13 protein-coding genes are annotated in these 13,138 nt (G+C 59.1%); 4 read left to right on the top strand and 9 right to left on the bottom strand.

Features of this window, described 5'->3' with window-relative positions:
• Positions 1–99: 99 nt before the first annotated feature.
• The 4 genes from CU048_01925 (at position 100) to CU048_01910 (ending at position 3,899) form a co-directional block, all read left to right on the top strand.
• Positions 100–1,326 carry an O-succinylhomoserine sulfhydrylase gene (locus tag CU048_01925; protein QBR70242.1) on the top strand — a complete coding sequence of 409 codons (1,227 nt, stop codon included), beginning with the start codon at positions 100–102 and terminating at the stop codon, positions 1,324–1,326.
• 100 nt (positions 1,327–1,426) lie between these two features.
• Complete coding sequence (locus CU048_01920) at positions 1,427–1,819, top strand: Co2+/Mg2+ efflux protein ApaG (GenBank protein QBR70241.1); 393 nt, start codon at positions 1,427–1,429, stop codon at positions 1,817–1,819.
• 58 nt (positions 1,820–1,877) lie between these two features.
• Complete coding sequence (argE, locus tag CU048_01915; protein ID QBR70240.1) at positions 1,878–3,053, top strand: acetylornithine deacetylase; 1,176 nt, start codon at positions 1,878–1,880, stop codon at positions 3,051–3,053.
• 60 nt (positions 3,054–3,113) lie between these two features.
• Positions 3,114–3,899 carry a hypothetical protein gene (locus tag CU048_01910; protein ID QBR70239.1) on the top strand — a complete coding sequence of 262 codons (786 nt, stop codon included), beginning with the start codon at positions 3,114–3,116 and terminating at the stop codon, positions 3,897–3,899.
• Positions 3,900–4,020: 121 nt separating this feature from the next.
• On the opposite strand, the gene CU048_01905 is transcribed toward CU048_01910, so the two are convergent.
• The 9 genes from CU048_01905 to CU048_01865 form a co-directional block, all read right to left on the bottom strand.
• Positions 4,021–4,590 carry an HNH endonuclease gene (locus CU048_01905; GenBank protein QBR72579.1) on the bottom strand — a complete coding sequence of 190 codons (570 nt, stop codon included), beginning with the start codon at positions 4,588–4,590 and terminating at the stop codon, positions 4,021–4,023.
• A 156-nt stretch (positions 4,591–4,746) separates the two neighbouring features.
• Positions 4,747–5,622, bottom strand: coding sequence for a 3-hydroxybutyryl-CoA dehydrogenase (locus tag CU048_01900; protein ID QBR70238.1), 876 nt, complete (start codon positions 5,620–5,622; stop codon positions 4,747–4,749).
• A 394-nt stretch (positions 5,623–6,016) separates the two neighbouring features.
• Positions 6,017–6,961, bottom strand: a complete 945-nt coding sequence (locus CU048_01895; GenBank protein ID QBR70237.1) for an electron transfer flavoprotein subunit alpha — start codon at positions 6,959–6,961, stop codon at positions 6,017–6,019.
• On the bottom strand, positions 6,961–7,710 hold the full coding sequence (locus CU048_01890) for an electron transfer flavoprotein subunit beta (GenBank protein QBR70236.1): 750 nt from the start codon (positions 7,708–7,710) through the stop codon (positions 6,961–6,963). Before CU048_01890 ends, CU048_01895 begins: the two co-directional genes overlap by 1 nt.
• 171 nt (positions 7,711–7,881) lie before the next feature.
• Positions 7,882–8,466 carry an ATP:cob(I)alamin adenosyltransferase gene (locus CU048_01885; GenBank protein ID QBR70235.1) on the bottom strand — a complete coding sequence of 195 codons (585 nt, stop codon included), beginning with the start codon at positions 8,464–8,466 and terminating at the stop codon, positions 7,882–7,884.
• Between the two features lie 18 nt (positions 8,467–8,484).
• The gene (locus CU048_01880) at positions 8,485–8,673 is read right to left on the bottom strand and encodes a hypothetical protein (protein ID QBR70234.1); all 189 of its coding nucleotides are present in this window, start codon (positions 8,671–8,673) and stop codon (positions 8,485–8,487) included.
• A 57-nt stretch (positions 8,674–8,730) separates the two neighbouring features.
• On the bottom strand, positions 8,731–11,349 hold the full coding sequence (locus tag CU048_01875) for a TIGR02302 family protein (GenBank protein ID QBR70233.1): 2,619 nt from the start codon (positions 11,347–11,349) through the stop codon (positions 8,731–8,733).
• Positions 11,350–11,525: 176 nt separating this feature from the next.
• Entirely contained in the window at positions 11,526–12,791 is a 1,266-nt protein-coding gene (gene lysA, locus CU048_01870; protein QBR70232.1) for a diaminopimelate decarboxylase, read from the bottom strand.
• Between the two features lie 13 nt (positions 12,792–12,804).
• A complete protein-coding gene (locus CU048_01865) occupies positions 12,805–13,059 on the bottom strand; it encodes a hypothetical protein (protein ID QBR72578.1) in 255 nt (84 codons plus the stop codon).
• Positions 13,060–13,138 lie beyond the last annotated feature (79 nt).

Raw genomic sequence — 13,138 nt, 5'->3', positions numbered from 1 at the left:
AAACGCCCTGAAATTGCGGTGAAATGCCTGCAAGGGATGCGGATGGGCTGGCCGTGCGCTGGTGTCGCACCAGCATTCGGTCCTAGCGTGGAGACCGGGATGAACGCTCGCGGGCCAAAGCCCGACCTGAAGACCTTACGACCGGCGACGCAACTCGTCCACGGCGGGACGCTCCGTTCGCAGTTCGGCGAAACATCCGAGGCCATTTTCCTCACCCAGGGCTTTGCCTATCCAAACATGGAGACGGCCGAGGCCCGGATGAAGGGCGATGAGCCCGGATATGTCTATTCGCGCTATGCAAATCCGACCGTCGTCATGTTCGAGCAGCGGATCGCGCTCCTCGAGGGGGCGGAGGCGGCGCGGGGGACTGCCAGCGGCATGGCGGCGGTCACGGCCTCGTTGATGGCGCAGCTCAGGGCCGGCGACCACGTCGTCGCGGCGCGCGCCATGTTCGGGGCCTGCCTTTACGTGGTGGAAGACTTGCTGCCGCGCTTTGGCGTCGCTTCGACCCTTGTCGATGGAAGCGATCTGGCCCAATGGCGGGCGGCGATGCGGCCGGAAACAAAGGTCTTGTTTCTGGAAACCCCGACAAATCCCTGCCTCGAAGTCTATGACATCGCCGCGATTGCCGCGATTGCGCATGAATTCGGCGCGCGCCTCATTGTCGATAATGTTTTTGCGACCCCGATCCTGCAGAAGCCGCTCCAGCTCGGGGCCGATTGTGTCGTCTATTCGGCAACCAAGCATATCGACGGGCATGGCCGATGTCTGGGGGGCGTTATTCTAGGCGGTCGCGAACTGATGGAAGGTGACATCCATAATTTCCTGCGCCAGACCGGGCCGGCGCTTTCACCCTTCAATGCCTGGGTCTTTTTGAAATCGCTCGAAACCTTGCCCCTGCGGGTCCGCCAGCAGGCGGAAAGCGCTGCGCGGATCGCCGATTTCTTGAGTACCCATCGGCACGTCCTTCGCGTCCGCTATCCCGGGCGCTCCGATCACCCCCAGGCCGATCTTATCAAGCGGCAAATGTCTGGCGGCGGAACGCTCGTTGCCTTTGAGGTCCACGGCGGAAAGACCGCTGCATTTGCATTTGCCAATCAGCTGTCCCTCATCACCATTTCAAACAATCTGGGCGACGCGAAAAGCCTGATCACCCATCCGGCCACCACAACCCATCAAAGGCTCACCCCGGAAGCCAAGGCCGCGTTGGGCGTCGGCGAGGGGCTCCTGCGGCTCTCGGTCGGACTGGAAGATGCCGACGATCTGATCGCGGATCTGGATGCGGCGCTGGCGGTTCTCGACCGCGAAGATGTCGCGGCCGAATGAGGCATGTCATTTAGGCGCGACAAGCCACGTTTTCTCCCGCGCAAAGCTGTGCTAGAGTGCCGCCCTTCGCCGTTCGACCTCCGAAATCTTAGATCACGCCATGTACAGCACCGTCACCCACGACATCCAAATCACTGTTTTACCTGAGTTCGTACCGGAGCGTTCCGATGCCGATGAGGCTTCGTTCTGGTGGGCTTATACCGTCGAAATTGCCAACCAGGGCAATATGACCGTGCAGCTGACCGCACGGCATTGGAAGATCACCGACGGGAACGGCAAGCTCGAAGAGGTGAAAGGCTCTGGGGTTGTCGGCGAACAGCCGATCCTGAAGCCGGGCGAAACGTTCCGCTACACGTCGGGGACCAATATGACGACGCCCTCCGGCATCATGACCGGGACCTATCGGATGGTGAATGAGAAGGGCGACGTTTTCGAAGCGGAAATTCCGGTCTTTTCGCTTGATTCTCCCTACGCGCGGCGCGTGCTCAACTGAGCCCTCGCCTCAGCCGGGCGGACGGCGCCACCGTTCTGGACGAGTGAGTTCGCCGCCCATGGCTGTTGCCAGCACCGACGAAAGGCTCACCGCGACCCTCGAAATATTGGACCGTTTGATCGGGTTCGATACCGAGAGTTCGAAATCCAATCTCGAACTCGTCGCTTTCGTCGAGGCTTATTTCAAATCCCTCGGCGTCGCATACACCAAAATCCCCAATGCCAGCGGCGATAAAGCCGCGCTGTTCGCCAGCATCGGACCGGCTCTCGATGGCGGCGTGGTCTTGTCTGGCCACACGGATGTCGTTCCCGTCGCGGGGCAGGCCTGGACGGGCGATCCATTCAAACTGCGGCGGGAGGCCGGCCGCGTTTATGGCCGTGGCGCCTGCGATATGAAAGGATTCGACGCGATCTGTCTTTCCATGATCCCGGAATTTCAGAAGGCAGAGTTGGCGCGGCCGATCCATATCCTCTTGAGCTATGACGAGGAAACCACCTGCCGCGGTCCGCTCGACACGATCGCGCGGTTCGGCGCCGACCTGCCGCGCCCCGGCGCTGTCCTCGTCGGCGAGCCCACCTTGATGCAGGTGGCAGATGCGCATAAGGCCGTCTCGACCTATTGCACCACCGTGCACGGCCACGAGGCGCATTCGTCCAAACCCTATCTCGGCGCCAGCGCCATCGAGGCGGCCTGCGAGCTCGTGACCGACCTTTACCGCTTCGCCGCCGAGCTCGCTGCCAACGGCGATCCCTCCGGCCGCTTCGACCCGCCGGCGTCCACCATCCATGTCGGCACCATCCAAGGGGGGACGGCGCGCAATATTATGGCTAAGCTCTGCAGTTTCAATTGGGAGTTTCGGTCCCTGCCGGGCGTTCCGCAGAATATCGCGCTGCTGCACCTTGAGGACTACGCGACGCGAGTCGTCAGCCCAAAGCTTACCCGTTACGCCAAGGATGCCTTCATCGAAACGGTGACAGAGGTAGAAGTGCCGGGTCTCAAGCCGGAAAGCGGTTCGGTGGCTGAAACCTTGGCGCTGAAACTCGCGCACTCGAACCGCACGATCACAGTCCCTTTCGCCTCGGAGGCGGGCCAGTTTCAATCGGCCGACGTCCCCACCGTGGTTTGCGGTCCGGGCTCGATCGATCAGGCGCATCAGCCCGACGAATATATCGAGATCGCGCAGATCGAAGCGGGGATTGCTTTCATGCGCAGACTTGCCGTCGAGCTGAGCTAAATGTTCCTTTGAACAACCTTGCGAACTCGACACATTTCGAATTTAATCCTTTCGAGCTGTGTGCTCGATGGGCTACTAGCGACGACCGAGCAGATGATTCAGATCTCCTGGGATCAAATGACGTGGTTCATTGGTGGCGCCTTGACAGTGCTCGCCACTGCGGTGGCCGGTGTTTGGAAGATGATGGAAGGGCAGGTCAAACACTGGAAAGAATTGCATGAAGCTAAGGAAAGGGATCTCGTTGCCGTACGCAAAGAAAATGAAGAGATAAAGAAGAATCCTACGGACGTTGCGGTGCGATATGTGACAATGGCCGAGGCATTATTGTCTTCTCAGATTGCCAAGCTCGAAGAAGCTGTCCACACTCTGAAGGCCGATTGCGCTTCAAAAGAAGCGGAGCTACAAAAGGTTACGAAGGTTGCTGCGGAAAACGAAGAACGCTTCGTCTACGCCCAGGATGCCAAGGAGAGTCTTGAGCGCAAGATAGCGGTGTATGAGGAGATTCTTCAACGCCTTATGCTCCGCAAAAATCTTTCCGAGGAGGTAATCAGCTCTTTCCGGTCTCAAGCTTTTGACGTCGGGCATATCGAGGCGGAGACGCAATCCGAAATCAACGAACGGATCCGCGAAATTGACCGAACGTCGTTCGGCCGTTACAGCCAAGCTAATCGGCAAGCCGTGCAAACGAAACGTGCAGCAGCTGAGATCACCGCAAATCAGCAAATGAAGCAAAAGCTTGCGGACCTGAAAGATGCCGAAGAGAAAGCGGAAGGGCGGATGAAGGCCAAAACGCAGCTTTCGCTGGAGGGCACGGAGTCACGTACGCATACGCCCGATAAATCGTAAATCGCCGCTTGCCGGCTTCATTCAATTACGAAGTGAGTGAGATAGAAACCCAAAATCCATTCTTTTGCACGGGCACATTGCTTCTTGGGCCTTGGTTGCCGGGCTTGTACCTTGTCAAACGTCAAGGCTCCAGGACCGAATCCCAATAGAGATAGTCCATCCAGCTTTCGTGCAGATAATTGGGCGGAAACAAGCGGCCGTTCTGGTGGAGATCGCTGACTGTCGGCTGATAAGGCGCTCGTGCCGGCCACATCCGCACTTGATGGGGCAATTGGTCGCCTTTGCGAAGATTGCAGGTGGAACAGGCGGCGACGACATTTCTCCAGGTCGTGGTGCCCCCCTTCGACCGAGGAATGACATGGTCGAAGGTCAGGTCCTCCCGGGAGCTGCAATATTGACAGCTGAATCGGTCGCGGAGAAAAACATTGAACCGGGTGAAGGCGGGATGACGAGAGGGTTTTACGTAGCTTTTGAGCGAAACCACCGAAGGGAGCTGCATTTCGAAGCTCGGACTTCGGACCGTCTTATCGTAATTGGAAACGATGTTGACCCGGTCGAGAAACACCGCCTTGATGGCATCCTGCCATGACCAAAGCGAAAGGGGATAATAGCTCAAGGGCCGAAAGTCGGCGTTGAGGACGAGCGCTGGACACGCCTCGGGAGAAACCCTGGGTTGGAAATGCACCGTCACATCAGGCACCTCGCCTAAGGCGCCGTTGCCAAGCGGCAACGCCGCGACCTCACCAAAAACTACGCCTCGAATCTGTCCCAGCCCTGCTCGCTACATTCTACAGGCTCAATGACACCGATGTGAAGACCCCTTCACCCGAATGCCCTTTCCCTCCGGTTATCGGGTCGGAATGGGCGTGCCACTCCGATAATCATAAAATCCGCGTTGCGTTTTCCGTCCCAGCCAACCGGCTTCGACATATTTTACCAGCAGGGGGCAGGGGCGGTATTTTGGGTCTGCCAAGCCTTCGTGCAGGACCTGCATGACCGACAAAACCGTATCGAGCCCGATGAAATCCGCGAGCTGCAACGGACCCATCGGGTGATTCGCACCGAGCCGCATGGCGGTGTCGATCGAATCGACGGAGCCGACGCCCTCGTAGAGGGTATAGATCGCCTCGTTGATCATCGGCAGCAGAATGCGATTGACAATGAAGGCGGGGAAATCTTCGGATACGGTGAAGGTTTTGCCGAGCCGCCCGATAAGATGCTTGGCGGCTTCGAAAGTTATGTTTTCAGTCACGATCCCGCGGATCACTTCGACGAGCTGCATCCGTGGGACGGGATTCATAAAATGAATTCCGATGAAGCGTTCCGGACGGTCGGTGACCGAGGCCAGGCGGGTGATCGAAATCGACGATGTGTTCGTCGCAAGCATGGCATCCGGCTTCAACGAAGGGCATAGCTTCATAAAGATCTTGCGCTTGACTTCTTCGTTCTCGGTCGCGGCTTCGATCACGAGATCGCAGTCGGCCAGGGCGTCGTAGTCGAGCGCCGGCTTGATGCGGCTCAGGGCCTCGTCGCGGGCCGATGGTTCGGCCTGCTTACGTTCAACCTGGCGCGCGATATTGGCGGCGATGGTGGCAAGGCCGGCGTTGATGCGCGCTTCCGAAACGTCATTGAGGGCGACGTCAATGCCAGCCAATGCGCAGACTTGGGCGATGCCTGTGCCCATTTGGCCGGCCCCGATCACCCCGATTTTGTTTATGTCCATTTCGTTTCGCCCATGAAATTCATCAAACAAAGTTCGAAAAGACCGCGAACCAACCGGGCTGCACCTCCGTCTCGGCGCTGGATACGGGCTGCGTTTTCAATCCAAACGCGGAGCCCGACGAAGAATGCACCCGACTTCTAGACCAAGACCCGAATTATATCCAGCGGACCCAAATGCCTCTCCGGTTTTCGGTGCGCCAAACCTGTCGCAACCCTCATTTGTTCTCTTGCAGATCGGCTTTGGCGCGGCTTGCGTCGATCAAAGCCAGTCCCAACCTGAGCACTGGAGCATGTTCCGAAAAAGTTGACCGCCTTTTCGATCAGAACATGGCCCAACTCGTTGAACTTGAGTGATTCCTTTTCGATCAGATGATTCCATCTGATCGGGAAGCGCTCTAGCGGCCGAGCTTGGCGAGTTCTTCGTTCAGCGCCGGCAGGATCGTGAAAAGATCACCGACGAGACCATAATCCGCAATTTGAAAGATTGGCGCCTCCTCATCCTTGTTGATAGCGACGATGACTTTGGAATCCTTCATCCCGGCGAGATGTTGGATCGCACCGGAAATCCCCACGGCAATGTAGAGATCGGGGGCGACAACCTTTCCGGTTTGGCCCACCTGCCAGTCGTTGGGCGCATAGCCGGCGTCGACAGCAGCTCGCGAGGCCCCCATTGCGGCGCCAAGCTTGTCGGCGACGGGCTCGATCAGTGCCTTGAAATTTTCCGCGTCGCGCATGCCGCGGCCGCCGGAGATAATGATTTTCGCGGAGGCGAGCTCGGGCCGATCAAGTTTGGCCAGGGCTTCGTCCTTGAAGGTCGAGACTTCGGGCGCGGCCCGAGGTCCGATTTTTTCAAGAGAGGCCGAACCGCCATCGCCGGTTGCCTGAAATGCCGAGGTCCGCACCGTGATGACTTTTTTGGGATCGGTTGACTGAACCGTTTGGATTGCGTTTCCGGCGTAGATCGGACGTTCGAAAGTGTCGGGCGCGTCGACTTTGATGATCTCGGAAATCTGCATCACGTCAAGAACAGCTGCCACCCGCGGCATGACGTTCTTGCCCGTCGATGTCGCCGCGGCAAGGATCACAGAATAATTGGCCGCCAGCTCAATAAGGAGGGCGGCCAGGGGTTCGGCCAACTGATGAGCATAGGCCGAATCATCGGCCACCAAAATTTTTTCGACGCCATCGAGTTTGCTGGCCGCCGCTGCCACCGCGTCGATCGCTTCGCCGGCGACGAGGATGTGGATTGGCTCCTTGAGCGCTTTCGCCGCGCTCACGACCTTGGCTGTCGCTTCATTGAGCTTGCCATTGGAGTGTTCGGCAAGAAGCAGAACGGCCATCAAATCACTCCGGCTTCGTCTTTAAGTTTTGAGATGAGTTCGCCGACCGAGCCAAGTTTTACACCTCCCTTGCGCACGGGCGGCGCAACGGTCCGCAGAACCTTGAGGCGGGGCGCTACGTCGATTCCATAGTCTTCAGGCGTCTTTTCCTCGATCGTTTTTTTCTTGGCCTTCATGATGTTTGGCAAAGACGAGTATCGCGGTTCGTTGAGGCGAAGGTCGGTTGTGACCACGGCCGGCAGTTTGAGGCTTACGGTTTGCAGTCCGCCATCGACTTCTCGGGTGACGTCTACCTGGCCTTCGCCAAGCACCACCTTCGAGGCGAAAGTTCCCTGACCCCACCCAAGAAGTGCGGCAAGCATTTGTCCGGTCTGGTTACTGTCATCGTCGATCGCCTGTTTGCCGAGGATGATGAGCAAGGGCTCTTCGGCGAGCGCGACGGCTTTCAAAAGCTTGGCTACAGCAAGCGGCTCGACGGTTTGATCGGTCTTGATCAGAATACCACGGTCGGCTCCCATGGAGAGCCCGCTCCTGATCGTCTCGGCGGCTTGGGCCGGGCCAATTGACACGACGATCACCTCGGAGGCCTTGCCGGATTCCTTAAGGCGCAACGCCTCCTCGACGGCGATTTCGTCGAAAGGATTCATCGACATTTTTACATTGGCGAGATCGACGCCCGAACCGTCCGATTTTACCCTGATCTTGACATTGTAATCGACCACTCTTTTCACGGGCACGAGGATTTTCATGGACAAACCCTAAACCGGAAGAGCCGAGCGAGTCACGGCAAAATGCGAAGGCTAGGTAATCGTCCCCCGCTGACAAGTCAACGCGACCGGCGTGCGGCATGTCCGGGAGGGTCACGCGCATGGGGAAAGGCGAGAAGGGGCGGAAATGGCCACCCGCAAATTCGCTGGATGTCAGCGATTGGCGCCCGGCACCCAAAGAATATCGGCTTCGCCCTTGTGGTTCACATAGCGCGCCGCGACAAACAGAAAATCCGAGAGCCGGTTGACATATTTGAGCGCCGGCTCGTCGACCCGCTCATCCGGCGCTTCAGCCAAGGCGACAAGAAGCCGCTCGGCGCGGCGCGTCACCGTTCGGGCGAGGTGCAAGGCTGCCGCCGCCGGCGAACCGCCGGGAAGAATGAAGGACCGCAAGGGCGCAAGTTCCGCATTCAGTTCGTCGATCTTGCGTTCAAGGCGATCCACTTGCGATTGCACGATGCGCAGCTGTTCCGGGCCACTTTTTCCGTCCGGCGGAAAGCATAGATCAGCGCCAAGATCGAACAGATCATTCTGCACGCAGAGTAACATTGCATCGACTCGGGCGCAATCGGCGTCGGCGGCAGTCGCAATGCGGGCAAGCCCGATCGCAGAATTGGCCTCGTCGATCGTGCCGTAAGCTTCGATTCTCAAATCGTTCTTGGCGCGGCGCTCGCCGCTGCCAAGCGCCGTGGTGCCGTTATCGCCGGTCCGTGTGTAAATTCGGTTTAAGACAACCATGACGATCTCACTGAATGTTCAGCTACGAAACCACAGAACCCCGAGGATAATAAGGATAACGAGGAACTGAAGACCGACCCGCCAACGCATCAAGAGTTGCGATGTATTGGAGTTGCCTTCACGTAGCATATTGACGAGGCCCAAAATAAGCGCGATCGCGACGGCGCCAACGCCGAGGGCGACGATTAGGTTAGTTGCCGCATGCATAGTCGTGCGATCCTTCGAAACAATCGTGCCGACGTGGTCTTGGCATCGCGGCACGGTTCAATAACGGCGCAGAAGACGTTCCAGATAATCCATTTCTTCTCGGGGACGTGCCGGCTCGCCGAGTCTTCGACGCAGCTCCTCAAGCACGCGCCTGGCCCGCTCTGCTGCCGGAACCCCCATCGGATCATACCGCGCGCCGGGGTTGAATGCCCTTTGGCTTCCTCTGGGCCGACCCAGGGGATCGGTCGCATCGCCCGAACCGAAGCGCCCCATTCCGCCTTGACCCTCGCTTCCGTCGCCGTTTTCACCTCCCGCTGCTTCGCCTTCGCCACGCATCGCTTCAGCGAGCTTCTGGGCTCCCTCGCGTAAAGCGTCGATGGCGCGACCCTGCGCGTTTACGGCATCATCGCCGCCGTGCGGACCTTGCCCGAGCGCTGATTCGGCTTGGCGCATTGCCTTTTGGGCATCATCCAGATTCCTCGGATCGGCGCCAGCCTCGTCCAACTTCTTTTGCAGGGTTTCCAGCCGATCGCGCAAAGCGCGCTGGCGCTTGCCGAGATCAGCTTGAGATTGCTGCTGAGTAGGAGGGTCCTTCAGCCCCCGAGGGTCGCCGCTGTCCATGTTTCCGACATCGGCGTCCTCGTCCCCGTCCTCATGATTAAAGAAATCACCGAACGTCTGCTGACCGGGCTGGCCCCACGGGTTGCGTTGCACCCGTTGCTGATGCCTGTTGGCTTGATTGCCTTGATAGGTTTCGTCGCGCAAATCCTGTTGGTCCTGGCTCATGCGTCCAAGTTCATCCAGCGCGCGGGTCATTTGCTGGGCTCTGGGGTCAGCCTTGCGCGGCCGCGCGACGCGCAAATTCTCAAGGATATTTTGCAGCTGCTCGAGCATTTTTTGCGCGCCCTCGGCATCGCCCGAACGCAGCATGTCCTGCATTTTATCGAGCATGGCCTGGAGCTCTTTCGCATTCACCGAGCGGCCGGGGCCATCGAGTTCCGCGGAATGATTTTCCTGTTCCTTGTCATTTTGTTGAGCGGCGAGTTCTTGCAGAAATTTGTCCATCGCGGTGCGGAGGTTTTCCGCCAGTTTGCGGATTTCCTCGTCCGGCGCATTGCGCTGGAGGGCTTCGCGCAAATGTTCCTCGGCGGCGCGAAGCTCCCGTTCGGCCTCGGAAAGATTGCCATTCTCGAGGCGCAAAGCCATTTGCCAGAGGTATTCAGCAACGTCGGTGAGATCGCTGTCGTCTTTCGCCGCGGAGAGCTGATCGAAAGCAACCCGCAAGCCTAAATAGACGCTCGCGCTGGTGTCGAATGTTTCGGGCGCGAACATCAAAGCGTCGAGCGCCGTGAGCACCCGCGCCTTGTCATCTGGCGCCAAGACCAGATTGCGGCGCTGCTCGACGAGCGCGCGAGCCAGCGGCTTGACGAAAGGCTTTTGCGGCAACGTCATTTCGACTGGATCGCTCTTGCCTTCATTGCCGCCTTCATCGCGGGCGCTCAATGTCATTTCCACGCGCGCGCCGGCCCATGGATGTTCGGCAACGTCGGCGGTTGTCTCGGCTTCCCCCGCGAGGTTTGGCGCCGGCGGCAAGAGAAGAGCGATTTTTGGCGGATCGACGAGCGAGCGTGCGGCGGGGCGGCCGCCCGGAAGGACTGGCTTGACGAAGTTCGCTTCAGCGCCGATCACGCCATAGTCGTCGGCGACGCGATATTTGAGGGTGAGCGATCCCCGGGCGTTAAGCACTGGCGCATCCGTCAGCGCGATCGATGGCGGTTGATCCAAGATCGCGTGAATATCGAAAGCGCCGAATTGGGTTCCAGAATGCCCAAGCGTCAGCTTCGCGTCCCCTTGCAGGATCAGCCGGGTTTCTCCGCCGCTGGGCTTGGAGCCTGGCGCTTTTGCGGACGCGCCGGCTTGGGCGGTGGCGTCCTTTCCAACTGCGGCGAGCGCCCCCTTGATGTCGATGGGCGGGGGTCCACCGGCCGCGTGAATGATGACGATAGAGCCAATTGGAGCTTCTATTTTCTGTGGTGTATCAAGGTTATAAAGGCCGGAGTTCGATTTAAGGCTTAAGACGATGGGCGTCTTGCCGGTGTAGGCTGGCGGATCAATCCATGCATCGAGGCGGGACTCGCTGCCGGAGAGGGCGCCGAAATGCCAGTCGAAGGCGGCGGCAAGGCGGGCATATTTTTCCGGCCCGGCGATAAAGCTTGTCGCGACCAACCCGACCAAAACGGTGGCCCGCAGCGCGTAGCGATCGACATCGACCATGCGCGGTGAAGGCGCGCCTGTCTGCAGCGACGCCACGGCGAGTTCGGCACGGCGGCGATGAAGGTTCCACAATGCCCTCGTCGTGGGATCGGCGCCCCCATTGCCGAGCCTGTCATCGATCACCGCGGCTGGGCGCGTCGGAAGCGCGGAGACGCGATCAATGCGTTCAAGGGCATCTTTGCGGGTAGGGAAACGGAAGTTCCGCCCCGGCCAGAGGGAAAGAATAATGCCGCTCGCGAGGGCGAGAATGCCCAAGCCCCGCACCCAATGCGGCGCCTCGAGCCAAATCCCCGCCCAGGAAAGGCAGATAAAAAAACCCAACACCAGGAGCGGAGGCAGTATGATACGCCAGGCCCGCTCAAAGAGAAGAATGGCGCGCGCTTTCGTGACAAGCCGTTCCAACCGCGGATTCGCGCAATCGCCGCCTTGTGGCGCACGCTCCGAGCGGGAAGCTTTCGGCCGTCTCAGTCTAAGCACATCGGTCTCCAGGGGAGCGATTAGCGAACAAGCGTAGCCGGCAAAAGAAGGCTATGAGGCTAGCACGAAACGTCGGTAGCCGGCTCAAGATACAAAATTATCTAGCCCAACCAGGCCGGAATTTTGTCGAGGCCGATCAATTCCTCGTAAGTTCCCCGTGGGCGCACCACCGCATATTGGCTGCCATGGACCAGCACTTCGGGCACCAAAAGGCGCGAATTATAGGTGCCGGACTGAACCGCGCCGTAGGCGCCGGCCGACATGATCGCAAGTAGATCGCCCGGCATGGGCTCGGCTATTTCGCGCGACAAAGCCAAGTAGTCGCCGGTCTCGCAAACCGGCCCCACAATATCGGCCACGACGGCCGCACCGCCGGCGCTGCGCACCGGGCAGATTTCATGATGGGCATCGTAAAGGGTCGGCCGCACGAGATCGTTCATCGCCGCGTCGACAACAATAAAGGTTTTGGCCTCGCCCCGTTTTACGAACAGGACGCTCGTGACGAGAATGCCGGCATTGCCGGCGATCAGACGTCCTGGCTCAAGCACGATCTGGCACCCAAGAGACTCAAGCCTTGCCTTGACGATCGCAGCATATTGCTCCGGGTGATAGCTCTCCGGGTCTTCATACGGCGCATAGGGAATGCCGAGGCCGCCACCAAGATCGACATGCTCGATCTTGTGGCCATCGGCGCGGAGCACACCGACGAAATCCGCGATCTTGCCGAAGGCATCGTCGAAGGGCGCCAAATTGGTGATCTGCGAGCCGATATGGATATCAACTCCGGCAACCGTGATTCCGGGCAGCGACGCCGCCTCGGCAAAGATTTCACGGGCACGGACAAGCGGGATGCCAAATTTGTTTTCCGACTTGCCGGTTGAAATCTTGGCGTGGGTTTTCGCGTCGACGTCCGGATTGACCCGCAGCGCGATCCGGGCGACCTGCCCTTTGGCTGCGGCCAGTTCGGATAGAGCGAGCAGTTCAGGCTCAGACTCGACATTGAAGCAGAAGATTTGCCGGTCCAGTGCGAAAGCCATTTCCCTTCGCGTCTTGCCGACACCGGAAAATGTGATCTTATCCGCAGGGACACCGGCAGCTAACGCGCGCCGCAGTTCACCCTCCGAGACGACGTCCATGCCGGCGCCAAGGCGCGCCAGTGTCTTTAGGACAGCCTGATTGGAATTTGCTTTGACAGCATAGCAGACCAGATGGGGCAGGCCGGAGAAGGCCGCTTTGAACACCTCAAAGTGGCGAGTCAGCGTCGCCGTCGAATAGCAATAAAAGGGCGTACCGATTTCCGCTGCAAGCTTGGTAAGATCGATGTCCTCGGCATGCATGATGCCGTTCTTCGTCGCGAAATGATGCATTGGAAACAGTCAATCAGAGCAGGGGATCGAGCAGGAATGGCTTGGGCGCGCGGTGAGCCGGGACTGGAACCACCACTGTTTCAGACGCGTCGTCTGGTGAAGCGGAGCGTTTTTGGCTCGGCAGTTCTCGCGGCGTTTCATTATCCCCGATCGTACCGTTCAATGGAGAACTCGAGACCGGAACTCCGGGCGGCGGCTCAAGCGGTCCCCGCCGTCCGCAGGAAGCCAGCGAAAGGCCGAGCGCGGCAAAAAAAAGCGCAGCTCCGATTTTTGCGAGGGTACGTGTCACAAATAAGCTCCGGGCAGGACGCCACTATAGCCGAGTCTTCGCCGCGAATGGAATTTTG

The organism is Beijerinckiaceae bacterium (genome assembly GCA_004564215.1).
Lineage (GTDB): Bacteria > Pseudomonadota > Alphaproteobacteria > Rhizobiales > Beijerinckiaceae > Methylocapsa.
Note: the sequence above shows the minus strand (reverse complement) of the source record. Positions and strands in the feature narration are given on the sequence as shown.

Excerpts from the sequence above, each read along its gene's own strand:
- CU048_01880 (QBR70234.1), bottom strand. The coding sequence starts at position 8,673 with ATGCATGCGGCAACTAACCTAATCGTCGCCCTCGGCGTTGGCGCCGTC.
- lysA (QBR70232.1), bottom strand. The coding sequence starts at position 12,791 with ATGCATCATTTCGCGACGAAGAACGGCATCATGCATGCCGAGGACATC.
- CU048_01885 (QBR70235.1), bottom strand. The coding sequence starts at position 8,466 with ATGGTTGTCTTAAACCGAATTTACACACGGACCGGCGATAACGGCACC.
- CU048_01925 (QBR70242.1), top strand. The coding sequence starts at position 100 with ATGAACGCTCGCGGGCCAAAGCCCGACCTGAAGACCTTACGACCGGCG.
- argE (QBR70240.1), top strand. The coding sequence starts at position 1,878 with ATGGCTGTTGCCAGCACCGACGAAAGGCTCACCGCGACCCTCGAAATA.
- CU048_01900 (QBR70238.1), bottom strand. The coding sequence starts at position 5,622 with ATGGACATAAACAAAATCGGGGTGATCGGGGCCGGCCAAATGGGCACA.
- CU048_01890 (QBR70236.1), bottom strand. The coding sequence starts at position 7,710 with ATGAAAATCCTCGTGCCCGTGAAAAGAGTGGTCGATTACAATGTCAAG.
- CU048_01920 (QBR70241.1), top strand. The coding sequence starts at position 1,427 with ATGTACAGCACCGTCACCCACGACATCCAAATCACTGTTTTACCTGAG.
- CU048_01895 (QBR70237.1), bottom strand. The coding sequence starts at position 6,961 with ATGGCCGTTCTGCTTCTTGCCGAACACTCCAATGGCAAGCTCAATGAA.